This is a genomic window from Thermotoga sp. (assembly GCF_021162145.1).
Lineage (GTDB): Bacteria > Thermotogota > Thermotogae > Thermotogales > Thermotogaceae > Thermotoga.
The window spans coordinates 16,335-40,458 of the sequence record NZ_JAGGZH010000044.1 but is presented as its reverse complement, the minus strand read 5'-3'; the positions used below and the strand labels follow the sequence as shown (position 1 = coordinate 40,458).

Below are 24,124 nucleotides of genomic sequence, written 5' to 3'. Positions count from 1 at the left end.
GCTTAAAGGTTTTCCTGAATTTATCCTTTATGTGTATTGGGGATAATGTCTTAAAAACCACTATTTCATCACCTATAACTTTTTGAGGAAGGAGGGTGATTTTCTTCAAGTCTAGTTTTTCTTCTCTGTAGCTGAAGGTATTTAACCTTTTCAAACCATTGTATACATTGATCAGAATTTTTGGATCAGGAGAGCTAAAAAACCATCTTACGTTACCTTCAAACCGTATCCTTTCACCATCTATTTTTGGATTTCTCAGCAATACAGCGAATGTATAACTCTTCGTTGCTTTGTTTTTTTTACCATCTCCATAAGTGAATAATTCTTCGTAGAGACTTCCATCTTCCCTCTTCAAAACATCTTTTATCATGCTGACAAAAATCATACGGTATGATACAGGCAGATCTTTAGTTTCAAACTCACAAAGAAATCTCATTTCAACTCGCCCCTTTTGAAGATTCACATCATTTTCATTCCACTACGGTTACTTACGGGATACAAAATTTTACAGCCTACATATTATTGTCCCACAGTGCTAATCATTAATCGCTCGCTCTTTTAACGTAAAGAAAGCAACAATAACAACAATCTGCGCAATGAACTATTACAGGAATAACGCCCGTTTGCAAAGATTCACTGCTGTATTGAAAGTTTTTATTTTGATCGCAACAACAAGCAAATGACAGGTTTTAACGAATAAAAATGCCTATATATCAAATATATCAAATGTCAACCAAAACAAATCAGGGTGATTATTACTTGCAGATCAAAAAACTGAAATTACATTCAAAATAGGTGAGATTAAGAAATGGTTGAATATTTTGCTTTCACCTGTAGTCTTGGGGATCTCGTTAACACCACCAAGAAAAAGTGCAATTCCAACAATATTTCTTCTTCTCACTGATTAAACAAGTGACTACGATTCAATTATAGCATTTTAGTAATATTCAATGCAATAAATATGTTAGAAGAGATCGGAGTAGCTGGAAAGGAGTGAGGAAGGGCGATCAAAATTTGCTTTTGAAGTATATAACAGGTTCATGGATTGTTGAAATTTCGTTTTCGCATTAAGTATTTTGTCGAGTCACAAAAAGTTAAAACAAAAAAGCGGAGCCTTCTGGCTCCACCTTTTACATTGTACCGTAACCCCTAAGTGATTTCTCTCACTGGCTCCGGCGGCAGGACTCGAACCTGCAACCACCTGGTTAACAGCCAGGCGCTCTACCGATTGAGCTACGCCGGAACCTCCATGGATAATTGTACTACATGATAGGGAAGATTTCAAGGGGTATCACAAACCGATCACCACTTTCCTCAACGGTTTTGGAAGATGTTTTGCAAATCTCAAAAGACACTCCATGAACGCTACCGAAAAAGCTATCATGATCAAAACCCAGCACCATTCTGGAAGGTCAATGAGTGTGTCCAGAAATACGTAAAACATCCACTGAAAGGGCATGTGTATCATGAAAAGAAGAAAAGAATACCTTCCCATCCTCTTCAAGAGAGGGAAACTCAGTTTCTTTGAAACAGACGAAAACACCTCCACGCTGTACACACCAAGCAGCACACCGGGGAGGGAGAACTGATCGATGCCAATGAGACTGCGGAATTTTCGATACGCGTTCCAGTACTCCAGTGAGCCGAGACCAAAAAGAGCCAGGTAAACAGCTAGGGAGTGCTTTTTCAAAGAGCGCTCTCTTCTCTCAAGAACATCCTTGTGACCCAGGAGGAAAGGAAAGAGCCAGTGGACTGGATTGAAATAAGTGATGAACGCTCCCTCGACAGGTGGTAAAAGCTCGTCTTTTGTCAAAAACCAGACACTCACAAAGGAAGAGCTAAGGATGGCTCCCACCAGTGAGAAAGGAAAAATTTTTCTTGGATCCTTTATGAAAACAGAGATCACCATCAGCATGATGAAAACAAAGACAAAATAATACTGCCATGATCCGGTGAAGGAAAATATTGTGATCAGATACTTCGAAAGCAGAGTGCCATCCACACTGAACACCTGTTTTGTTACCCACACTTTGGAATATCTTCCGTCCAGAAGTGAGTAAAGAAAAAAAGAAACGGACGACCAGAAAAGGTAAAACAAAAAGAAAAAGAAAGACTTCCTGATGATCTTCAAAGGTGATTTTCTCATTCGCCCCTGAGAATAGCCAAAGAGGTACACAAAAACAAAAACACACGGACTCACAAACCGAAGAACTGGAAGAAGGAACGTCAGATCCCTGTAGACACTCACCACTGCGTGACTAATCAGAACAAACAGTATGAGAAGTCCCTTCATAGCTTCCATAGACCCCACCTCTGATAGAATGGTATCGAAAGGAGTGAAAAAATGAAAAACGAGCATTCTGCTCTCGCCTACCTGGTGTTGTTCTTGATCCTTGCAAAGCTCTCTCCTTTCATTATAACCGCCCTGGTAATGGGGCTGTACCTATCGATCATCGTCGACTACGTGACAAGATTCCTTGGCCTACTAGTGAAGAGGCCATCTTTCCTTCCAAGGTTGATCTCGAACGTTGTGATCTTTCTGATGATAACTTACTCTGCTGTCAACTTCTTTCCTGTTGTCATAAAAGAGGCTCAGAGGGTTCTCTCTGAAATCAACACGATAAGATCGAGCCTCGAAGAGCTCAAGATACCAAGCTGGATATCTTCCATTCTCAACAACCTCAGTGCCTCGTTCTCTGAGGGAGCACTTTCACTTGTGAACAGACTCATCGGGTACGTACCATCTCTCGTGACGGCCGCCATTATTGTTGTCATCACCTCGCTCATTGTCTCATCACTCAAGAGACTCATCGGAGACAATGTACATTATCTCTTCCCAAGAGATCCAGAGGATGGGAAGCGTTTCATGAGAGAAGTCTACAGGGAGTTTGAACGATTCGTGGGTGGTCAAGTGCTCGTTGCGATTTTCGTGGGAGTTTTTGTGGGAGTTGGTGCCTTTTTGTGCAGGATACCAAGCGCCTTTTTCCTCGGAATGCTTGCGTTCATAACCGATTTTGTTCCATACCTGGGAGTTGTGATCTCAGCTATTCCTCTTTTGATGCTTTCCTTTTCTGTGCACGGATTGAACGGGATCTTGATAGGAACGATCATCCTTGTGGTGGCAAACCAGCTGGAGATGTGGGTGCTGGCACCTAGGATACAGAGCAACGCTCTGAATATTCACTGGTTCATAATCCTGATCACCATACTCATATTCGGTGATCTTTTCAGCTTTGGTGGTGTACTCATAGCCCTTCCTTTCCTGATATTCCTGAGAAACTACTGGAAACACTACGTAATGGGAGGCTGAGGCGATGCCCACTTACACTTTCAGGTGCAAGGAGTGTGGAGAAGAATACACGGTGTTTACATCTTACAGCAAAGTGGAAGAGGTGAGGTGTCCTCGATGTAGTTCAAAAGAAAAGGAGAGGGTGTATAGAAAAGTCTCCTTTTCCGTTCAAGGTGGTTCTTCCTCGTGTGGCGGAAATTGCAGTGGTTGCTCCGGGTGTGGTTAATCCTCCTCACCTTCAACTACCTTTCTGATCCTTCTCTCCAGCTCCTCCTCGTAATCTATCTGGATCTTCTCGTACATCTCGTTCATGAGGGGGGAGGAGATCAGAAAGTCCGCTGTTGATCTTGTGATGGCAACAGGTATGTTGTAGACTGTCGCTATTCTGATGAGTGCTTTCACATCGACATCGTGTGCCTGAGGTTCCAGAGGATCCCAGAAGAAGATGAGCACATCTATTTTTCCCTCTGCTATCATCGCGCCGATCTGTTGATCACCACCGAGTGGACCACTCTTCAGCCGGTGCACCTTGAGACCGAGTTTCTCCTGAAGGAGGGCACCGGTTGTTCCGGTGGCGTACAATTCATGCTGAGAGAGTGTTCCCAGATTGAAACTCACCCACTCGAGAAGATCTTTCTTCCTTCTATCATGAGCTATGAGGGCAATCCTCTTTTTTCTTTCCATGAATATCTTGTACCTTTTTGGTTTATCGGTCATCTTCTTTCCCCCTCTTCTTCTTGAATTTATCCACGTACATTCTCTCATCGGCGATTTTCATAAGTTCCTCTATACTCTCACCATCGTCGGGAAAGACACTGATCCCATAGCTGAATTCCAGTGCGAAATGATCCTCTCCCATGACAACAGGCTCCCTGAAACGATCTTTTATTCTCCTGACCATGGTCTCTGCTCCATCAAATCCCGTCTCTGGAAGAGCGATTCCAAATTCGTCCCCGCCGAGTCTTCCGACGATATCAGATTTTCTCAAGATCGAGGAGAGAATTTTAGCAAACTCTTTCAAAACGTGATCCCCCACTAGATGCCCTTTGGTATCGTTTATTCGCTTGAAATTGTCAAGGTCTATGAACACGAAAGACAATTTTTTTTCATATCTCCTCGATAGGTTTATCAGATAGGCCAGTCGGCTTTCGAATGCTTCTCTGTTGTAGACTCCCGTCAAAGAATCATGTTCGGCAAGCCAGAGGATCCTTTCTTCACTTTTCAGTTTCCAGTATATGAGTTCCAGCTGGTTTTTCAGTAACTTTGCCATCTCAAGAAGACTTTCATCCAGGGATTTACACTGGACAACAATCAGTGAGAACACTCTTCCTTCGTATTCAAGGGGTATCTTCAGAATGTTTCCTTCTGTCACAATGTCACCCGATGCGTTCGTCAGCTTTTCATCAAAAGAATTCTTGAAAGAGACCCTCATGAAGAACTCGCTGTTTTCTTTTTCGTACAGGGCTAAATCCTCTGCTCCAAAGATCTCTACCATCGATGATACATACTTTTTGAACACAAAGTCGTTCCATCCCAAAGAAAGAAAGTTCCCGGAGAGGTTCAGGAGAAGATCGTAGAATTTCCTGTCTCTCCTCAGTCTCTCCAGGTTTTTTCTTTCTTCTGTGACGTCCATTCCTGCTACCAGGAGTCTGTCAGTTCCCAGGGGTATGAACACCCATCTTATGATCCTTTCACCCTGTGAGGTTTTGATAATTCCTTCGTGAATCAGTTTCTCACGAAATGCCTTCTCGAAGATTTTTTCCGGAAAACTCTCGGGGAACATCCCAAACCAGTTTTTGTTCAAAAGATTGGCCCGATTGACGCCAAGCAAGTTACACCCTGCATTGTTCACGTCCTCCACCGTCCCATCTTTTTTCAAAATGACGCTCAGAACAGGCAGGTTGTTGAAATAGGTTAGAAACCTTCTTCTTTCCTTTCTCAACAGATTTTCTGTTTCTATCTTCTCGTTGATGGGCCTTGCTATTTCCTGTATCAAGGCCAGCCGGTTTCCTTCATACAGGGGGATCAGCTTGCTCTCACACAGGACAATCTCCCCGTCTTTACTCAGAAATGCCCTTTCTGGCACCGGGACGATTTTTCTGGAATCTCCCTGAAGTGGGTTCATCATCTGAACCACGAAGTTCACATCGTTTGAAGAAGCGATGTCTTCAACGCTCTTTCCTAAAAGTTCTACTCTTTCGTAGTGAAGAAACTTCTCAACCGCAGGATTCATCTCTACTATTCTTCCGTCCGGTGTGTAGAAGATCACCATATCGTTGTTCTCATAAAAGAGTCCCCTGAGCATCAAAATCTGCCTTTTCGTTTTTGAGAGTACTTTGAATGTCTCGACGAATATCAGCACAGAACCAGCCGTGTAGAGAAAAAACCTCACCAGATAGAACAAGCCTGAGATCATGAAGAAAGTATCGAGGAAGTTCATCCATGCACCCAGAAAAAGAATGAAGGCACCGGCGAGAGCCAAGTGCATGTTCGACGTCGAAAACAAAACGTTCAAAAGAATGCTGGCAAGGAGAAACAGGGCTTTGAAGAGAGTGTCTTCCCAGTGAGCTTCTAGATTCACCCGCGAGGGTGTTTCTTGAAGATAGGAATACAGAAAGAAAAAGGCGGCACTAAGCGAAAGCACCAGCCAGAGATGTTTTTTCTTCATCTAACTTCTGCCAGCTCCTTGTGGACTTTTTTCAAAAGACCTGGTATATCGAGCTTCTGTGGACACTTGCTGAGACACTCGCCACACTCAACACAAGAGGAGGCGGCAGACTTTTGGCTTTCTAACCATCTGTACGTTCTTCTGCCACCTTCCCAATCTTCGAACATCACGGTTTCGTTGTACAATCTGAAGTTTCCGGGGATGTCTACTCCGTTCGGACAGGGCATGCAGTATCCGCATTCTGTGCAATTTATAACTGCGAAAGATTCGAGTGTTCTCTTTATCTCTTCTATCATTTTCAGGTCTTCCTCTGTTAGATTGTTCGGGGTGATTCTGCTCATGATCTCCACGTTCTGTTTCACCTGATCCAGTGTGCTCATTCCACTCAGAACTGTTGATACCTCGGGAAAGTTTCCGAGCCATCTGAAACTCAATTCAACGGGAGACCAGTTCCTTCTGGATCTTTCAAGAATTTCCATCACTCTCTTTGGGAGTCTTGCGAGTTTTCCTCCTTTCAAAGGTTCCATGATCACAACGGCAAGGCCTTTTGAAGCGGCGTACTTGAGGCCTTTCACACCAGCCTGGTAGTTCTCGTCCATGTAGTTGAGCTGTATCTGGCAGAAATCCCAGTCGTACCCGTCCACAATCTCTTTAAAAACAGGATACCTGTCGTGAAAAGAAAAACCGGCAAATTTGATCCTTCCTTCCGTCTTCATCTTCTCGAAAAATTCGAAGAACCTGAGTTCTTTTATCTTTTCCCATCTGTCCTTGTTCAGGGCGTGCATCAGGTACATATCCACGTGATCCGTTTGGAGTCTTTCGAGTTGTTCGTCTAGATATTTGTAGAAGTCTTCGTGCTTTTCCACCTGCCAGACGGGAGATTTTGTGGCAAGGAAGACTTTCTCTCGATAACCGTCTTTCAGGGCTTTCCCCACAACTTTCTCACTGTTCCCACCGTGATATGGATAGGCCGTGTCAACGTAGTTGACACCGTGATCGATGGCGTATCTGATCATCTCTATTGCCTTTTCTTCGTCGATTCTGGAGTGGTCTTCTCCTATCACGGGAAGTCTCATCGCTCCAAAACCCAGAAGGGAAGTCTTCACCCCTGTTTTTCCGAACCTCCTGTACTGCATGTTTACACCTCCTTCTAGGTCAATTTTAGCATCAAAGGATGATAAAATCTAACGTGTAGGAGGGGATCGGTTTGAGGTTGAAAAAACTCTTTTTGAAGGGTTTCAAATCGTTCGGCAGGCCTTCCCTGATCACCTTCTCCGATCAGATCACCGCCATTGTCGGGCCGAACGGTAGTGGGAAATCCAACATCATAGATGCCATAAAATGGGTCTTTGGAGAGCAATCAAAGAAAGAGCTGCGCGCAAGTGAGAAATTCGACATGATTTTCTCCGGATCGGAGAACCTACCACCCGCTGGTGCCGCATATGTGGAACTCGTCTTTGAAGAGGATGGTGAAGAGATCACAGTTGCCCGCGAATTGAAAAGAACAGGGGAAAATACCTACTATCTGAACGGTAGTCCTGTCAGGCTCAAGGATATAAAAGATCGCTTTGTGGGTACCGGCCTCGGGGTAGACTTCTACTCCATTGTCGGCCAGGGGCAAATAGATAGGGTGGTCAACGCTTCTCCGGAAGAACTGAGACTTCTTCTAGAAGAAGCCGCAGGTATTTCCATCTACAGGGAGAAAAAGAAGGAAACAGAAGCAAACCTGGAGAAAACAAAGGTCAATCTCGACAGGGTAAAGGATGTCCTGTATGAAAGAGAGCGTCAAATGAAGTCACTATATCTCAGGGCGAAGAGGGCAGAGAGGTACAAAGAGTACTCTTCTCAGCTGGAAAAGCTCCAGAAGCTCTACTATGGAAACGTCCTGAAGAGAGAAAAGAAAAAGCTTGAATTCTATCGAGAGGAAGAAGAAAGGACTAACAGGAAGATAAAGGAGATCCAGAAGGAACTTGTAGAGCTCGAGACAAGATGGAGCACTCTGAGGAGTGAATTCGGGGAGATGGATCAGGAAATAGAGAGGTACACAAAACTACTCGAGGACTACAAAAAAAGGCAGAGTGATCTACAGGAGATGAAGAATCTTTACTCTTCAAAGCTTGCGAATAGTGAAAACAGGTACGTGGAGATCTCTACAAGACTCGATGAGCTGGAAAGGAGAAAGAAAGAGTACACAAAAAGACTGGAAGAGATGGAATACATATTCAAGGGGGTAGCAGGTGAGTATGAGCAAAAGTCGAACGAACTCGATTCTCTGGAAAAGGAGAAAGAATCCATCCTTTCAAGGTTCGATGAGAAAGAAAAAGAATTCATGAGACTCAGAGAAGAAGCTTCAAGCATGGAAAAACAGATCCTCAAGATGGAAAACGAGCTCCTCAGGATCGGTGAAAACCTCGAAGACCTGGAAAAGAGAAGGAAGATCACCGAGAATCAAATCTCTGCAAGAAGAAGAGAGCTCGAGGAAAAGAAAGGAGAATTCAGGGAGATATCCAGGCGTGCGGAAGAGTTCGATGAAGAAGAAAGGAAACTCACCGAAGAACTAAAGGTCGTTCGAGAGGGTATTGAAGAAACAGAGAGAAAGATCAGAGAACTCTCTCATGAAATAGAAAACCTGGAAAAGAGAATGAGAGAACTTCAGTTCGAAAAAGAAATGCTGGAAAGGGAAATGAAGGAATACAGAGGTTTTTCCAGAGCGGTGAGGGCCGTTTTCGACGAGAAAGAAAGATTCCCAGGACTCATCGACGTGGTAGCGAACCTTCTCGAAGTGGAAGAGGAGTATTCACTCGCCATCAGTGTCCTTCTCGGTGGGATGTCACAAAACATCGTTGTGAAGGACGTGGACACGGCGAAGATGATCGTTGAGTTCATGAAACAAAACGCATTGGGAAGAGTTACCATACTCCCACTCGACCTGATAGATGGGTCTTTCAGCGGAGTGTCCGGGCTGGAAAAAGAAAGAGGGTTCATCGGTTACGCCGTCGATCTGGTGAAACTTCCTTCTGATCTGGAAGTGCTCTCAGGATTTTTGTTTGGAAATTCCTTCGTTGTGGAGACACTTGACGATGCGATAAGGATGAAAAAGAAGTACCATCTCAACACGAGAATTGCAACACTGGGCGGGGAGCTGATAAGTGGAAGGGGTGCCATCACGGGTGGAAGAGAAGAAAGATCGAGCAACGTTTTCGAGAGGCGAATAAGATTGAAACACGTGGAGCAGGAGATGGAAAAGACAGAAAAAGCGATCCTTGAAAAGAAGGAAGAACTCGCTTCTTTGATGACAGAACAGGAAGACCTGAAAAAACAGGAAACGATCGTCCAGAGGGAACTCTTTGATCTCTCCAAGAAATCTTCTTCAACGAAGACGGTTCTCTCTGAAATACTGAGATCCATAAGCCAGCTGCAGGGCGAAATACAGAATCTCGAAAATCTCCTCGCAGAATACAGAGCAAAGGAGGAAGGTCTGAAAGCAAGAAGAGAGAGGATCTTCAAGGAAATGGACAAGCTGAAAGAGCGCAGAAAATCGCTCCAGGAGGCACTTTCTGAGTATTCCGAGGAACTGGAAAAAGAAAGAAAGATCATCGATGAAATAAACGAAAAGCTCTTCACCCTCAAAGCGGAAGTGGGAAGCCTTCTTGAAACCAAAGAACGTTACGAAAAAGAGATGCAAGACGCAAGGAGAATGATAAAACGTTCTGATGAAGAGATGGAACACCTGAAATCCCAGATGGGAGTACTCGAGGAAGAGATGGAGAAGTACAGACAGGCCATAAGAGAGCACGAACGGGAGATAGAGCACCTCAAAAAAGAAATGGATAGCATATTCGAGACCATGAGACTTCACAGAACGGGAAAAGAGGAGAAGATGAAGGAACTTCAAGAGACAGAAAGAAGAATGAACGATCTGAAAGAAGAGAAGGAAAAACTGAGAAATCACCTCCATCAAGTTGAACTGGCGCTTCAGGAAAGTAGAATGAAAGTGGCAAACATCCTGGGAGAGTTCTCGGGGAATGAAGAAGAGGTGGAAGAGCTCCCCGACGAAAAGCTGGAGGAGATCCACAGATCCATGAAAGATCTTGAGAACAAGATGAAGTACCTTGGCCCGGTGGACCTCACAGCGATAGAAGAGTACGAAAAGCTTCGGGAAGAGTACGAAGAGATCCTGAAACAAAAAGAGGACCTTGAAGAAGCGAAGAGAAAACTCGAGGGGATCATAGAGAAGACAGACCGTGAAGCCGAAAGCCTTCTCTTCGATGTTTATCAGAAGGTGAACGAGAGTTTCAACAGGTTGATCTCACTTCTATTCTTCGGGGGAGAAGGCAGGATCAACATAGTTTCCGAAGCAAAGAGCATTCTCGACGCAGGGTTTGAGATATCCATAAGAAAACCCGGTCGAAGAGATCAAAAGCTGAACCTTCTCTCTGGCGGAGAAAAGGCACTTGTGGGAATCGCTCTACTTTTTGCGTTGATGGAGATAAAGCCAAGTCCCTTCTACGTGCTCGATGAAGTGGATGCTCCCCTCGATGACTACAACGCTGAGAGATTCAAGATGTTGCTAAAGAAGAATGCCAGGCAAACACAGTTCATCGTGATCACTCACAATAAGATCGTCATGGAGGCAGCGGATCTTCTGCACGGTGTAACCATGGTGAATGGCGTGTCCGCCATCGTGCCTGTGGAGGTAGAGAAAATACTGGAGGTGTGATGGTGAAATTTTACGAACAGAAGATCGAAAGCAAAAGAGTTTTCGAAGGAAAGATGATAAGTGTGAGGGTCGATCGTGTAAGACTTCCAAACGGTGAGGAGTCGACCCGTGAGGTAGTGGATCATCCCGGTGCGGTCGTCATCGTCCCGGTTTTGGGAGAGGAAATCATCTTTGTTGAGCAGTACAGATACCCCATTGAGCAAGAGCTTCTTGAACTTCCGGCCGGGAAGATGGATCCTAGAGAATCACCGGAAGAGTGTGCAAAAAGGGAGCTTGAGGAAGAAACAGGTTATCAGGCGAAGAAATTTTCCTATCTGGGAAAGATCTTCACGACGCCCGGCTTCACCACGGAAGTGATACACATATTCGTGGCAGAAGAACTGGAAGAAACTTCCCAGAACACCGATCCAGATGAGTTCATCGAGGTAAAGAAAATTCCTGTGGAGAAGGTGCTGTCTTTGCTCAAGAACGCGGAGATAGAAGATTCAAAGACGATCTGTGCTTTGACCCGATATTTCTTTGTAAAGGGAGTGATAAAATGAAGATCATCGTGAATGGAGAAGAAATCACCGTCGATACGGAGAATGTAAGAACCTTTGGAGAACTTCTGGACCGTGTCAGAGAAGAAAAAGGAAATCTGGTGGTGAAGAAAATTGTGATAAACGATGAGGAGTACTCCCTCACAAGATTGGAAGAGGTAAAACGCCTGGAGATCAGTGACGATATGGAAATAGAGCTCGAACTTGCTCCTCTGAAGGAATTTCTACTCGAAACGATAGAGGAAGTGCTCAGGTACATAGAGAGGGTGAAACCCTTACTTGGGGGAGTAGCAGACGCCGTTATTGCAGGAACCAGCGAGGGATACAGAAGCATAAACGATCTTGCGGAAGGGCTTAACGCCATGGAGAACGTTCGGATGAACACCATCAGAATCACTGGCATCAGTCCGAAAGAGCTGGGTTTGAGTGTGAACGAAGAACATCTTGTACGCATCCTGACGGACTTTGTGAACGCCCTTCAGAGTAAAGATCTTGTGAAGATATCCGATCTCATAGATGGAGAGCTGAAAGACGTTTTCGCTTACTACGAGGAGTTCTTCAAAAAGGTTGAGGATCTTCTCAAAAAAGAGGCATCCTGAGAGGTGAAAAAAAAGGATGAAAGAGAACGCGTATCTTGAGAAGATGATCACGACTGCAAGTCCGGCGAAACTCGTTCAGATGCTCTACGAGAAAGCGATAGAGGTTTTGAAAGAATCGGAAAAACTGCTGGAAGAGAAGAAATTCGTTGAGTTCAGCAAGAAGGTCACACGTGCACAGGACATAATCACAGAACTCAACCTTTCTCTGAACATGGAAAAAGGGGGAACCATCGCCCAGAACCTGAGGGCGCTTTACAACTACATGTTCCAGAGACTGATTGAAGGAAACGTTAAAAAAGACCTGGAGAAGATCAGAGAAGTCGAGGGAATGCTCTCGGAGCTTCTAGAGGTCTGGAAAGAGGCCATGAAGAAGGCAGGAAATGTACCATCTTCCGACAACAAGCGGGGGGGATTGAACCTCATGGGGTGACTATAAAGAAGGCAAGTGAAGTTTCCGCTATCGATCTTGTGAATCTGGTGAACGAGGTGTTCAAGGACTACGCGGTTCCTGTGAACTGGGATGTGTACAACTTCAACCTCGACGTGAGAGAAAATTCCATTTCTCTGGAAGATTCTTTTGTGTTCTTCGAAGAAGAAAAACCGGTGGGTTTTGTTCTGCTGTGTATAAGAAAGGACCGTGGAAGGATAGATTCCATGGGAGTGATAAAGCCAAAGAGGGGAACGGGTCTTGCCGATATGATCTTGAAGCACGCGCTGGAACACCTCGTGTGGAAGGGTGTAAAAAGCGTCGTTCTCGAGGTGGTGTCAACGGATCAAAGGGCAGTCCGATTCTACGAGAAGAACGGCTTCAAAAGAAAAAGACATCTTTACAGCTTCGTTTTAGATAGAATCGTCGATGGAACGGGTGATGTGAGATTCTTCGAAACAGATGAAAAAAGGATCCACATGTACTCTCTGAGGGCAAGAACGGATTTCAACAGGAACCCAAACTGGCAAAGGGAGTGTACAACTCTTCTTCTTGCAGACGGACGCTACAGAATGGAAAGGGCAAGCTGGAAGGACGGAGAGGGGTACCTCGTTTGGGGAAAAACTCCTCAAAGTTCCTTCATCGTCGATGCCTTTGCCCTTCGCGGTAACATGGACGAGTTCATCAGAGAGTGTGTTGATCACGTCCAGAAAGAGAGTAAAAAAAACCTGGTGACCTGTACGGCCGTTCCTGAAGATGATCCACTCTCCCACGCTCTCGAGGCGAATGGCTTTCAGAGGGTGCTCACACAGTACGAGATGGAGCTGAGGCTGGTTTGAAGAAAGCGATACTGTTCGATCTGGATGGCACTATCCTCGACTTCGAGAAGAGTGAAGAAATGGCGTTGAAAAAGACATTCCTGAGCCATGGAATTCCTCTCACCGAGGAACAGGTTTTATTGTACAGGCACATAAACAGAAAATGGTGGGGGATGCTCGCGGAGGGAAGGGCATCGAAAGAATATGTCGTCGTTGCGAGATTCGAAGAGTTTCTAAGGGAACTCGAAGTTTCTCTCGATCCGAAGATTGTGGCAAAAGAGTATCTGGAGTTCCTCTCAGAAGAGGCATACTTTCTCCCAGGGGCGGAGGAGTTTCTTGAAAAGATGAAAAGAAAAAACATCAGAATGGCATCTATAACGAACGGTGTGTACTTTGTTCAAAAAAAGAGGAGCAGGAAGCTCAAACTCGAAAGATTCTTCGAGTTCGTTCTCACCTCTGAAGAGGCAGGCTTTGAAAAACCCGATCCCAGGATCTTTCAGGTGGCGCTCGAAAGGATGAGATTGAAAAAAGAAGATGCCCTCTATGTGGGAGATGATCTCAAGAGTGATCTCGAGGGTGCAAAAAATGCCGGTATCGATTTCATTTTCTTCTCACCCCGGGGTGATGTCTCGACGAAATTCCCTGTTGCGAAAAGCTTCGAAGAGCTAGAAAGAATCATGGAGGAACTTTTGTGAAATTTTACGCAGAAGTAATGTACTTGATCATTGAAATGATACTTGCATTATTGTACAAATATACAAGGAAGGTGAGAGAATGGAAATCGTGGAAATCTTCAAGGCACTATCGTGCAAGTGGAGGGTGAAGATACTCAAAGAGATCGCACAGAAAGATCTCTGTATGCGTGAGCTGGAAGCGACAGAACATCTTGATCTATCAACACTTTCCAGGCATATCTCCATCCTAAAAAGAGCGAGATTGATGGACGTGATCTGTGAAGGAAAGAGAAAGAAGCTGGTTCTGAAAGATCCCCGAATTCTGGAACTCATAGGATTTGCGGAGAAGATAGCCGAAGGGAGGGAATAAAACGTGGCAAAGAACTGGTATCCAGTGATCGATTGCGGTAAGTGCACCGGATGTCTGACCTGTGTGAACTTCTGTCCGCACGGTGTTTACACGACCGAAAATGGAAAACCACGGGTTTCAAATCCGGACGCGTGTGTGAGTTGAACGTTGATGGGTAAGAGGGCGCTTCTCATGTGTGTCTGTCACGGAGTAAAAAGACCCCCGCCGGGCGGCAGGGTATTATACCTTCAAAATTTCCTTTATGTCCTTTTCGGGTTCTGAAATCGTCTTCAGTCCGAACTCCGTGGTGAGCACTTTCAGGATGTCTTCGTTCACCCAAGCAGGTAGAACGGGTCCGACGTAGATGTTCTTCAGACCGAGCGCAAGAAGCGTCCACAGAATCGCAATCGCCTTTTGCTCCATCCAGGTGAGTACGAGTGTGAGCGGAAGTTCTGTGACCGGAACACCGAAGGTTTTTGCGAGTGCCTCGGCGATCTCTATGGCTACGATTGTATCGTTGCACTGTCCCACATCGATGAGCCTTGGGATCCCCTCTATGTCTCCGAGATCGAGATCGTTTATCCTGAATTTTCCACAAGCAAGGGTAATCACAACCGTTTCCTTTGGGAGCTTCTGTACGAACTCTCTGTAGTATTCGTTCCTCTTGAATGGAACGTCACAACCACCGACGACCAGAAAGTGCTTTATTTTTCCTTCCTCGACAAGAGTCTTTATCCTGTCGGCAAGAGAAACCACAACGGACGTGGAGTATCCCGTTCTGAACCTGTAGGCACCCGGTTTTTCCTCTAGATCGGGAAGACTCTTTGCCTTTTCTATCACCTCGGAGTAATCATACCCTTCTATGTGTTTCACTCCGGGGAGTCTTGCTATGCTCGTTGTGAACATCCTGTCCCTGTAAGAGTCACTCGGAATCAACACGCAGTTCGATGTTCCAAGGATGGCGACTGGATACTCTGCAAAGAGTTTCCTCTGATCGTACCAAGCCTTTCCGAGGTTTCCCACAAGGTTCCTGTACTTTCTCAGGCCGGGATACCCGTGCGCTGGAAGCATTTCAGAATGTGTGTACACGTAGACGTTGGTCCCTTCCACCTGCTTCAAAAGTTCTTCTAGGGCTTTCAGGTTGTGTCCTGTTACGATGATACCCTTTCCTCTCTTTGTTCCCGTTTCCACTTCAACAGGTGTGGGTTCTCCGTAGGTTTCAATGTGGGCTTTCTTGAGGAGTTTCATCGCTTTGAGATTCATTCTCCCCGCTTCGAGGGCGTATTCAACGAAGGACTCCACATCGAAGTTCACGTTGGTTAGGGTGCTGTAGAGTGCTTCATCCAAGAAGCCTGCGATCTCGGGATCGTCGTAACCGAGTTCCCTCGCATGGTAGTAGTAGGCGGATATCCCCTTTATGGTGAATATGAGGTTGTCCTGAAGTCTTGCAAGTGTGGGACTTTTTCCACAGACTCCGTACTCAGTACAACCCACACCCTTTGCCGTTTGTGAACACTGATAGCAGAACATCTGCATGTTTTCCACCTCCTTTTGTTAAAGCTTTCACGTAGATTATAATTAGGTTATGATAATTCTGTCTGTAACAATTGTTACGGGGGTGGAAAGATGGAACTAGAAAAACTCTTGCGATGTGGACAGGTGCTCACTTACAGAGAAGGAGAAATCGTCAGATATCAGGGAGATCCAATGGATGAGGTTTTGATACTTCTAGAGGGAGTCCTCAGAACAGAGTACGTCTCTGAAAATGGAAAGGTTCTTGAGGTAGATACGATAAAACCCGTTCAGATTGTAGCATCGGGTTTGGTGTTTTCTGGAGATCCTCGGTTTCCTGTGAATGTAACAGCGGGTAGCGAAGCGAAAATTTTGACAGTGCCAAAAGACAGATTCCTAGAGCTCCTTATGGAGGATAGAGAGTTTTTGATCTTTTTTCTGGAAGATATCTCGGAACACTTCAGGATTCTCTCAGAAAAGCTCTTCTTTCTCATCACGAAGACTCTGAAGGAGAAAGTAGTTCACTACCTCGTTCATCACATGAACGAAAATGGAGAGGTGGTGCTTCCCGTTAGTGTTGAAGAGCTCTCTAGAATTTTCGGATGTGCTCGTCCTGCCCTGTCAAGAGTGTTCCAGGAGCTCACAAGAGAGGGGTACATAGAGAAAAGAGGAAGAAGAATCAGGATTCTGAGGAATCCGCTTGAAGATGGTAAAATTCAGTAGGATCGTAAGAAGAGGGTGATAGGATCAGGGGGATCGTTCTTTTTCTATTATTCTCTTCTGTTTTGATTTTTTCTCATCCCCTGAAAATAGCTCTCGACGAAGACTACGCTCCTTTCTCTTTCCACGACGAGAGAGGAAACCTTGTTGGTATCTCTGTTGATCTCTGGAAGCTCTTCTCAGAAAAAACAGGGATAGAGGTAGAGCTCATCCCTGAAAAGTGGCATCTGGCTCAGCAAATGGTCCTTGAAGGACAGGTGGATGCCATCGACCAGATCTTCAAAACCCCAGAAAGAGGAAAGTTACTTTCTTTTTCCAAGCCCGTTTTCGAAATGAGATCTTGCGTGTTTTTCAGGAAAGATCTTCCTATAAAGAACTTCTCCGACCTTTCTTCCTACGTTGTTGGCGCCCTCATGGGAGAAGGTATGATAGATTCTCTGAAAGAAAAGAATCCGGATGTGAAGCTTGAGCTCTTCGAGAATTATTCCTCGATGATGAAGGCGATAAAGGACGGAAAACTCACCGTGTTTCTCGGAGATGATCTGGTGGTAAGGTACTATCTCGCAAAGGAAGGGATTCTCTCCAACTTTACAACGCTTCATCTTGGGAAAAACTATCTCCACGTGGCTGTTTTGAAGGGGAACGAGAGTGTACTGAATCTCATAAATTCTGGCCTTTCGCTCATATCCGATGACGAAAAACGGAGAATCATAAGGAACTACGTGCCACTTATCACGGTAACACCACCGTGGCTTTTCAGAGTGGCCTTTTACAGCCTCTCTTTCTTTGTGATCGCCCTTGGGATGGCCATTTCTTTCATCTACCTTCTTCGCAAAAAGGTGGAAGAGAAGACCTTTCAACTGAGATCGGCCAACGAGGAATTGAGAGTCCAGAACGAGGAGATAGAGGCACTTTATCAGGAGGTGTCCGCAAGTCAGGAAGAGATAGAAAGGCTCTACAATGAAATCAGAGAGCTCAACGATAGGTTCAGAAACTCGATCGAGGAGTTTTCGAAATTGGTTTTCATCGAAGATACTCCAAGGTTTGCCTCCGAGCTGGTGGAGATCATAAAAGATCTGCTCGAGGTAAAAAGTGTGAAAGTGATTCTCGACAGAGAGGAGGCTGGAGAGGCAACCGGAGAAGTTTTCGAGATCTCTCACTCGAATGAAAAGCACGGTCTTGTCGTGGTAGAGGGTGATCTCGATGAGACTGAAAAGGAAGTTCTTCGGGCGTTTTTGAATATCGTCTCCGCCATTCACACTTACAGAGATCTGGTGAGAAAGGAAAAGAAGCTCTACAGAGACATCGTGAAAACGTGGGTGAGGGTTCTCGAGTACTACGATTACTATACAAAAGGCCACTCCGAAGAGGTAGCATACTACGTAGTGAAGATCGGAAGAATGTTCAAGATGGATGGTGAAAAACTAAAAAAACTCTACTGGGCTGGCCTTCTCCACGACATCGGGAAGATATACGTACCTCAAGTTATTCTGAACAAAACAGGCAAGCTCAACGAGCGCGAATTCGATGTGATAAAGATACATCCTGTGAAAGGGTATGAGCTGGTCAAGGAGATAGAAGGCTTCGAAGATGTGGCGCTCTGGATAAGACACCACCACGAAAGATGGGATGGAAGGGGATACCCCGACGGCTTAAAAGGGGAAGAGATCGAACTTGAAGCACGTATGCTGTGCGTGGCGGACTCCTATCAGGCGATGAGGAGTGACAGACCTTACAGGAAAGGAAAAACCGTCGAAGAGGCTATCCAGGAGCTTCTCAGAAACGCTGGGAAACAGTTCGATCCTATGATTGTTGAGAAGTTCGTTGAATTCCTGAGAGAAGGGGGAGATCTTGGAACTGGGCATCAGGGGTAAGAAATCGCTTATTCTTGCAGGAAGCAGAGGAATAGGAAGGGCAATCGTGGACGTTCTGAAAGAAGAGGGTGCTATTGTCATGATCCGTGCGAGGAACGAAAATCTACTGAAGAGGGCGGGACACAACTACGTGGTCTGTGACCTGAAAAGAGAACCGGACAAGCTTTTCGAAGATGTAAAAGAGGTGGACATACTGGTTCTGAACATGGAAGGTCCTAAACCAGGATATTTTGATGATGAGGATTTCAGAGATGCCATCATGAGGAACTATCTTCCCAAAATGAAAGAAAAACGTTGGAGCAGGATTGTTGCCATCACGTCCTTTTCTGTGATTTCTCCTCTGGAAACCCTCCACACCTCGAATTCTACAAGAATGGCCCTCACCAGCTTTTGGAAACACTTTCTTTCGAAGTGACGCCGTATAACATCACAGTGAATTGTGTCGCACCGGGCTGGACAGAAACGGAGTGGAATCACAAATTCCTATGAGGAGAATGACAAAAGCAGAGGAAATAGCGAACGTAGTGGTTCTTCTCTGTTCTGAAAAGGCATCCTATGTAACTAATTTCCGCTGTAAAAATAAAGAGGAGCAGGCGCCCCTCATCCAAGTACTTTTCTCCAGACAACGGGTATCTCAGGCAGGAACTTGATAGGGATCCTCGGATGGTACGGTACAACCCTGACGGCGTAGAACCATCCTGGAGATCCGAGATGACCGAGTACACCGTTCACGTAAGTGTATACGTAGGTGTCTTCTTCTTTCCTGTATTTTCTGATCTGGATGGCTTTCCATACTTCGAGGTCTTCCATGCTTTCTCCTCTTCCAATGAGAAGCTCCACGATCACTTCTTCTGGGGTGAGTTCACCGAGCCTCACAGTTATTTCCACACTCTTTGTATCCTCGAGAACAATACGCTCTATCGATACTCTGCTCCAGTTGTGGAGAATTTTTTCCTTCCACGCACCCAGTTTCTTCGCGTTCTCTTTCTTGCCGAGCCATTCTCCGTTCACAAGACCCCTTATGTAAAACTTCTCCGTGTATTCTTTAAGCATTCTGGTAGTGCTGAACCTGGGTGCAACACTCTTTATGCTCTCTTTCATCATGAAAATCCATTTTTCCCTGTTTCCATAGTAGGTTGGAATGATTTCATTTTCGAGAAGATCATAAAGTGCTTCTGCGTCTTTGGGATCGTCCGCTTCTGTTTCTGGGAGTACGCTCTCGTCTCCTATCACCCAACCGTTTCTGCCGTTGTACCCCTCGACCCACCATCCATCGTAGACACTCGCGTTCAGGACACCGTTGGCCGCTGCTTTCATACCGCTTGTTCCACTCGCCTCCATGGGCCTTCTTGGGTTGTTTAGCCACACATCAACTCCTGCCACCATGAAGCGCGCCATTCCTATGTCATAGTTTTCCAGCACGATAATTTTGTTTTTGAACTCTGGCATCTGTGAAACCTCGTAGACGCGCCTCAAAAATTCTTTCCCTGCATCATCCTCTGGATGAGCCTTTCCTGCGTAGACTATGTATACGGGTCTTTCCGGGTTGTTAAGGATCTTTTTGAGCCTTTCCAGATCGCTGAGGAGAAGAACTGCCCGTTTGTAGGTGGCAAATCTTCTTGCAAAACCTATGATGAGCGAGTTCTCGTCGATGTCTGGAGCACTCTCATCGATGCCCAGTCTTTTGTTTCTTCTTTCGATCGATTCTCTTATATAGTCGATGAACCTCTTCTTTGCTTTCAAATGAGCTTCCCAAACCTCCTCGTCAGGAATCCTATCGATACCGTACCATATGCCTTCAAGATCGGTGTGCTCTCTCCAGACCTTTCCGAGATACCTGTCGTACAGCTTCCTCATCTCATGGTGAACCCAGGTTCTCATGTGAACGCCGTTCGTTATTCCCTCGATCGGTATCTCCTCTACAGGAACACCCTGCCATACGTTTTTGAACATCCTTCTGGAAACATCTGCATGCAGTTTGCTGACACCGTTTGTGAAAGAAGACGTTCTCAGTGCCAGGTAGGTCATGTTGAAACTGCCTGTTTCATCTTTTCCAAGATTCATGAGGGTGTTGCTCTCCCCGAATCCTTCAAAGAATTTCGAGAGCTTTCTCTCCAAGAAATCGAAGGGGAATCTGTCGTGACCGGCTGGAACGGGTGTGTGCGTTGTAAACACGGTCGTCTGTCTTACGATCTCGAGGGCCTCCGTGAAAGAAAATCCCTCTTCCATATAACTTTTTATCCTCTCGAGCGAGGAGAACGCCGGATGGCCTTCGTTCAAATGGATAACTCCCGGTCTTACGTTCAATGCTTTGAGAAGTTTCATGCCACCGATTCCAAGGAGTATCTCCTGTGAAAGCCTCACATCAGGTTCTGGATTGTAGAGATAGTCACATATCTTTCTGTGTTGCTCTTCGTTCTCCTCGAAGTCCGTGTCAAGCAGGTACAGACTCACTCTTCCCACCCTTACTTCAAAAGCACGAGCCTTCACCGTAGCGTCGCCAAGAGGAACCTCTATAATTACCTGATTCCCCCTCTCATCTTTTAGGGGTTTCATAGGCAGATCTTCGGGATTGTAATCGGGGAAGATCTCTACCTGCTTCCCATTCTTGTCGATCTGCTGGGAGAAGTACCCATGTTTGTAGAGAAGGCCTATAGCGATCAGCGGGAGTCCCAGATCGCTTGCGGATTTGAGATGGTCTCCCGCGAGGATCCCGAGTCCACCAGAATAGATCGGAAGGGCTTTTGTCAAACCGTACTCCATACACATGTAAACGATCTTCTCGTTCCATTCAGGATAGTTCACATTGAACCAGGTGTCTTCCTTTTCCATGTAATCTTTGAATCTCTCCAACGTGAGTTCGTAGAGTGATACGAAATCATCATCTTTGGAAAGTTCTTCCAGACGTTCTTCTGGCACTTCCTTCAGTATTTTAACGGGATTTCTGTGTTCTTCCCATTTGCCGGGATCGATCTTTCTCCAGAGTCTCTGAGCAGGTCTGGACCAGCTCCACCAGAGGTTGTAAGCGAGTTCTTCCAGATTTTTCAGATTCTCCGGGAGATTTTTCAGCACAATTTTCTCCTCCTCTCGAAGAGGTTTCTTTCAGAAGTATTCTACGTTGATTATAAGATGGTGTCAATTAAAAAATATTCCCGTCAACATTCTTAATAGAAATTTTAAACTAGGTGGGACAAAATGGAGGGAATTCAGAAACCTGCCACTTCGTAGAACTTGTAGGCTATCTCGTGTGTTCTCTTTTTCAGTTCCTCGAGATTCCCGTGGAACATCTTCCAGAGGATCTTCGTGGTGTACACAAGTGAGAACTTTGAGAGCATGTTCCTGAGCTCTTCCGTGTTTTCGCCCGGCACTTTCACCATGGTGGCCTCAAGCCACTCCTCGTATATTCCAATTGAAAGGCCTTTCGATTCGTCTATGAGAGAGTTTATGGAAGAGATGAGGTCATAGAGGTGAAAGTACCTGGCAAGCTGTGAGATAAGCTTTTTGTCCACGTCCCAGTTCAATTCAGCTGGAACGGGTTCGTAATATGAGAAGAAAATTGTTCCATTTGGAAAATCCGCTGAAGAGATCTCGAGTTCCCTTTCCATGAAGGCCTTGTTGTCGTAGTAACTCATCATGAAAACGGGTACTTTCTTCATCAGTACTCTCAGATCTTCCGGGTGAACTCTGGCGCTTCCGATCTTCATGTTAAGGTTGAGCGAGATCTTCTTTGGCCTGACAAAAAAGTCGAGTCCCTTGTGGATTATGTGCGTCATTTTCCAGCCTCCCTGTACCACTCGATCAGATCTTCAAAGATCTTTTTCGACAGATCCATACCTGCTTCGCTCAAAAAAATTCTACCATCTTTCATCTTCACATAACAAGAATACCTTTTTCGTAACTTCTTCACCAGAGACATCAGTTTTTCCACGCGCCTCAATTCCACTCCTTCTTTTAGTCTCAGCCCCATGAAAAGTGTTTCCAGTGCCTCTTCCTTCTCCGTGTTTTCGTGTTTGTAATCGTACGGAAAAGTTCCTTCTTTCACCATTCTTGTGTATGCGAAAAGATCGGAAACGTTGGTGTAGCGAAATCTTCCAAGGTGGCCACCCGCGGAAGGGCCCAGTCCCAGGTAGTCCCGGTTTCTCCAGTAAAAGAGGTTGTGCTTCGACTCATTTCCCGGTTTGGCGAAGTTCGAGATCTCGTACCTCACAAAACTTTTGAATTTCAAAAATTCAACGAACATATCGTGCCTTCTTTCTACTTCTTCGGCCTCTGGGAGGGTTACAAGACCTTTTTTGAGAAGATTGTGAAGGAGCGTGTTTTCGTCCACTTCAAGGAAGTAGAGAGACACATGCTGTGGGGTGAACTCTTCGATGAATCTCAGATTTTTCTTCAGCGTCTCGTTCGTCTCACACGGAAGGCCGAGTATGAAGTCGAAGTTGACGTTCTCGAACTCTTTCAATATCAAACGTGCTTTTTCCCTGAGAGTCTTTTCATTGTAAAGCCTTCCTATTTTCTTCAAAACGACATCATCACAGGCCTGAACACCCAGGCTTATTCTGTTCACTCCCATTGCTTTGTAGGATCTCAGTTTCTCTCGATCAATGGACTCCGGGTTGACCTCGACCGTTATTTCGGAGGGCGAAAATCTGTGGGACTTTTTTTCCAAGAAATCGATCACTTTTTCAGGAAAAAAGGGAGAAACAATGGAAGGAGTTCCTCCTCCGAAGTAGACTGTTTCTATCTCGCTTTCTTGAAGTACACGTTCGTAAAGTTCTATTTCCTTGAACAGACAGGAAAAGTATTCTTCAAAGTCTTCGGAAACAACGGAGTAGAAGTCACAGTAGATGCACTTATTCTTGCAAAAAGGGATGTGAACGTAGACTGCCAGTTTCATAATTTTTTGCTTTCGATCACCTCTTTGAGTTTGTCGAAGTTCACCCTGTACCTGTAAAGGGATGTTCTGTCAGCTTTTCTTGTGGATTCCTGGTTTCTTTTTCTGAGCTCACATAGAGTACTGTGGCATCTATGCCGCCTGGCCGGTTCCAGATACTATGACCACTTCTCTCGGATCAACGTTCAACTCCTCTAGACCCTTCATCAGGGCCGTTCTTATTCCAGAGTTTCCACACTCGGGCACCACACGATGTCTTTGCTGATGTATTCGCCGAGTCTCATTTCACATCACCTCCGAGATGCTCTTTCTCAGTTCCTCTACAGAAAACTGAAGTCCACTGTACTTCAGTATTCTGTCTTTTATGTGGAAACCGGTCACCTGGCAAATCAGATTCCAAACTGTTCGGTCGCATTTTCCTCTATCACGGTCTTTTCTGCCTTTTCGAGGTACTCTACCACAGAATCGTCGAGTGGCCAGACCTGTGAAAAGTGCAATCTGAGTCTTTCCCCACCACTCTCACACTTATGTCGAAATCTTCGATCATGTGGCCAAATTCATCGTGCTCATCGCTGTCCACTCGCGCCAGTCCTTCGCCGTATCCCGTACTCCCCGTGGAGAGATATCATCCTCGGTTATGGCGTACCTGATGTAACCTTTTGCTGCCTTTATGAAATGTTTTTTGATGGTCAGCTTACTCAGATCGAACTCGGGAAGGTTGTAGAACAGATCAACCAGGTACTGATCTGTCAGGACGAAAACGGGTGCCACGTTGAAGGCTCTCTGGGTCAAATAGAAGACCTCTTCTATATTTTCCGGTGTGTAGATGACCTTGAGAAACTCTCCGTTCCCAGCGTAGAGTACAAGATTCAAATCTCCCTGCTCTGCTCTTGTGAGAAGGCCCGTCACGGTGCCTTGATCATTCCAGCAAAGCTCAAGCCCTCTTCCATGAGGGCAAAGTTTCCACCGGAGGTGAGAGCGAGACCACACGTTCCCGCATACCAGGCACCTAATTACTATGTTCATCGCGGCGATCTCGTCTTC

The 24,124-nt window shown here is 45.5% G+C and carries 24 protein-coding genes, 1 tRNA gene and 1 pseudogene; 14 read left to right on the top strand and 12 right to left on the bottom strand.

All coding sequences use genetic code 11. The features are described 5' to 3' along the window. From cas6 to J7K79_RS03720, 3 genes are all read right to left on the bottom strand, one after another. Positions 1-436 (bottom strand): CRISPR-associated endoribonuclease Cas6 (cas6, locus tag J7K79_RS03730; protein ID WP_296905313.1); only part of this gene is annotated, 436 nt, incomplete at its 3' end. Positions 437-1,167: 731 nt separating this feature from the next. Next, positions 1,168-1,243 (bottom strand) — tRNA-Asn (locus tag J7K79_RS03725). Positions 1,244-1,291: 48 nt separating this feature from the next. Beyond that, entirely contained in the window at positions 1,292-2,302 is a 1,011-nt protein-coding gene (locus tag J7K79_RS03720) for an acyltransferase family protein (RefSeq protein ID WP_296905312.1), read from the bottom strand. 42 nt (positions 2,303-2,344) lie between these two features. Between J7K79_RS03720 and J7K79_RS03715 the strand changes: the two genes are divergently transcribed. Both J7K79_RS03715 and J7K79_RS03710 read left to right on the top strand, forming a co-directional pair. After that, on the top strand, positions 2,345-3,310 hold the full coding sequence (locus J7K79_RS03715) for an AI-2E family transporter (RefSeq protein ID WP_296905310.1): 966 nt from the start codon (positions 2,345-2,347) through the stop codon (positions 3,308-3,310). A gap of 4 nt (positions 3,311-3,314) precedes the next feature. Then, positions 3,315-3,515 carry an FmdB family zinc ribbon protein gene (locus J7K79_RS03710; RefSeq protein ID WP_296905308.1) on the top strand — a complete coding sequence of 67 codons (201 nt, stop codon included), beginning with the start codon at positions 3,315-3,317 and terminating at the stop codon, positions 3,513-3,515. Here the strand turns inward: J7K79_RS03710 and J7K79_RS03705 are convergent. The 3 genes from J7K79_RS03705 to J7K79_RS03695 are packed head-to-tail and all read right to left on the bottom strand — an operon-like array spanning position 3,512 to position 7,093. Beyond that, entirely contained in the window at positions 3,512-4,006 is a 495-nt protein-coding gene (locus tag J7K79_RS03705; RefSeq protein WP_296905306.1) for a methylglyoxal synthase, read from the bottom strand. The two genes, J7K79_RS03710 and J7K79_RS03705, sit on opposite strands and share 4 nt — an antisense overlap. Continuing rightward, positions 3,996-5,957 (bottom strand): diguanylate cyclase, encoded by a 1,962-nt coding sequence (locus J7K79_RS03700; protein ID WP_296905304.1) that lies wholly within the window; start codon positions 5,955-5,957, stop codon positions 3,996-3,998. Before J7K79_RS03700 ends, J7K79_RS03705 begins: the two co-directional genes overlap by 11 nt. Continuing rightward, positions 5,954-7,093, bottom strand: coding sequence for an aldo/keto reductase (locus J7K79_RS03695; protein ID WP_296905302.1), 1,140 nt, complete (start codon positions 7,091-7,093; stop codon positions 5,954-5,956). The genes J7K79_RS03700 and J7K79_RS03695 overlap by 4 nt, the downstream gene beginning before the upstream one ends. A gap of 71 nt (positions 7,094-7,164) precedes the next feature. On the opposite strand from J7K79_RS03695, the gene smc reads away from it, so the two are divergent. From smc to J7K79_RS03655, 8 genes are all read left to right on the top strand, one after another. After that, a complete protein-coding gene (gene smc, locus J7K79_RS03690; protein ID WP_296905300.1) occupies positions 7,165-10,677 on the top strand; it encodes a chromosome segregation protein SMC in 3,513 nt (1,170 codons plus the stop codon). 2 nt (positions 10,678-10,679) lie between these two features. Continuing rightward, complete coding sequence (locus J7K79_RS03685; protein ID WP_296905297.1) at positions 10,680-11,219, top strand: NUDIX hydrolase; 540 nt, start codon at positions 10,680-10,682, stop codon at positions 11,217-11,219. Continuing rightward, positions 11,216-11,815, top strand: a complete 600-nt coding sequence (locus J7K79_RS03680; protein ID WP_296905295.1) for a hypothetical protein — start codon at positions 11,216-11,218, stop codon at positions 11,813-11,815. The genes J7K79_RS03685 and J7K79_RS03680 overlap by 4 nt, the downstream gene beginning before the upstream one ends. A 16-nt stretch (positions 11,816-11,831) precedes the next feature. Then, positions 11,832-12,245, top strand: coding sequence for a flagellar export chaperone FliS (fliS, locus tag J7K79_RS03675; RefSeq protein WP_296905293.1), 414 nt, complete (start codon positions 11,832-11,834; stop codon positions 12,243-12,245). Next, complete coding sequence (locus J7K79_RS03670; protein WP_296905291.1) at positions 12,242-13,081, top strand: N-acetyltransferase; 840 nt, start codon at positions 12,242-12,244, stop codon at positions 13,079-13,081. The genes fliS and J7K79_RS03670 overlap by 4 nt, the downstream gene beginning before the upstream one ends. Next, on the top strand, positions 13,078-13,755 hold the full coding sequence (locus J7K79_RS03665) for a YjjG family noncanonical pyrimidine nucleotidase (protein ID WP_296905289.1): 678 nt from the start codon (positions 13,078-13,080) through the stop codon (positions 13,753-13,755). The genes J7K79_RS03670 and J7K79_RS03665 overlap by 4 nt, the downstream gene beginning before the upstream one ends. 79 nt (positions 13,756-13,834) lie before the next feature. Continuing rightward, the gene (locus J7K79_RS03660; RefSeq protein WP_296905287.1) at positions 13,835-14,104 is read left to right on the top strand and encodes an ArsR family transcriptional regulator; all 270 of its coding nucleotides are present in this window, start codon (positions 13,835-13,837) and stop codon (positions 14,102-14,104) included. Positions 14,105-14,107: 3 nt separating this feature from the next. Then, positions 14,108-14,248: a 4Fe-4S dicluster domain-containing protein gene (locus tag J7K79_RS03655; protein WP_296905285.1), complete on the top strand. Its 141-nt coding sequence runs from the start codon at positions 14,108-14,110 to the stop codon at positions 14,246-14,248. A gap of 75 nt (positions 14,249-14,323) precedes the next feature. On the opposite strand, the gene hcp is transcribed toward J7K79_RS03655, so the two are convergent. Next, the gene (hcp, locus tag J7K79_RS03650) at positions 14,324-15,619 is read right to left on the bottom strand and encodes a hydroxylamine reductase (RefSeq protein ID WP_296905283.1); all 1,296 of its coding nucleotides are present in this window, start codon (positions 15,617-15,619) and stop codon (positions 14,324-14,326) included. Positions 15,620-15,709: 90 nt separating this feature from the next. On the opposite strand from hcp, the gene J7K79_RS03645 reads away from it, so the two are divergent. The 4 genes from J7K79_RS03645 to J7K79_RS03630 all read left to right on the top strand — a co-directional run bounded on the left by J7K79_RS03645 (position 15,710) and on the right by J7K79_RS03630 (position 18,839). Next, entirely contained in the window at positions 15,710-16,318 is a 609-nt protein-coding gene (locus tag J7K79_RS03645) for a Crp/Fnr family transcriptional regulator (RefSeq protein WP_296905280.1), read from the top strand. A gap of 62 nt (positions 16,319-16,380) precedes the next feature. Further along, a complete protein-coding gene (locus J7K79_RS03640; protein ID WP_296905278.1) occupies positions 16,381-18,189 on the top strand; it encodes an HD domain-containing phosphohydrolase in 1,809 nt (602 codons plus the stop codon). Continuing rightward, a complete protein-coding gene (locus J7K79_RS03635; protein ID WP_296905276.1) occupies positions 18,167-18,604 on the top strand; it encodes an SDR family NAD(P)-dependent oxidoreductase in 438 nt (145 codons plus the stop codon). The genes J7K79_RS03640 and J7K79_RS03635 overlap by 23 nt, the downstream gene beginning before the upstream one ends. Positions 18,605-18,674: 70 nt before the next feature. Further along, positions 18,675-18,839: a hypothetical protein gene (locus J7K79_RS03630; RefSeq protein WP_366932582.1), complete on the top strand. Its 165-nt coding sequence runs from the start codon at positions 18,675-18,677 to the stop codon at positions 18,837-18,839. Here J7K79_RS03630 and malP read toward each other — a convergent pair. The 5 genes and pseudogenes from malP to J7K79_RS03610 all read right to left on the bottom strand — a co-directional run bounded on the left by malP (position 18,790) and on the right by J7K79_RS03610 (position 23,953). Further along, on the bottom strand, positions 18,790-21,261 hold the full coding sequence (malP, locus tag J7K79_RS03625; RefSeq protein WP_296905274.1) for a maltodextrin phosphorylase: 2,472 nt from the start codon (positions 21,259-21,261) through the stop codon (positions 18,790-18,792). The genes J7K79_RS03630 and malP overlap by 50 nt on opposite strands. A gap of 134 nt (positions 21,262-21,395) precedes the next feature. Further along, positions 21,396-21,962: a hypothetical protein gene (locus J7K79_RS03620; protein ID WP_296905272.1), complete on the bottom strand. Its 567-nt coding sequence runs from the start codon at positions 21,960-21,962 to the stop codon at positions 21,396-21,398. After that, complete coding sequence (hemW, locus tag J7K79_RS03615; RefSeq protein ID WP_296905271.1) at positions 21,959-23,083, bottom strand: radical SAM family heme chaperone HemW; 1,125 nt, start codon at positions 23,081-23,083, stop codon at positions 21,959-21,961. Before hemW ends, J7K79_RS03620 begins: the two co-directional genes overlap by 4 nt. Positions 23,084-23,215: 132 nt before the next feature. Then, positions 23,216-23,364 (bottom strand): annotated as a pseudogene (locus J7K79_RS09455) (2-oxoacid ferredoxin oxidoreductase); the annotation flags it as partial. 259 nt (positions 23,365-23,623) lie between these two features. Then, positions 23,624-23,953, bottom strand: coding sequence for a hypothetical protein (locus tag J7K79_RS03610; RefSeq protein ID WP_366932581.1), 330 nt, complete (start codon positions 23,951-23,953; stop codon positions 23,624-23,626). Positions 23,954-24,124: the final 171 nt, after the last annotated feature.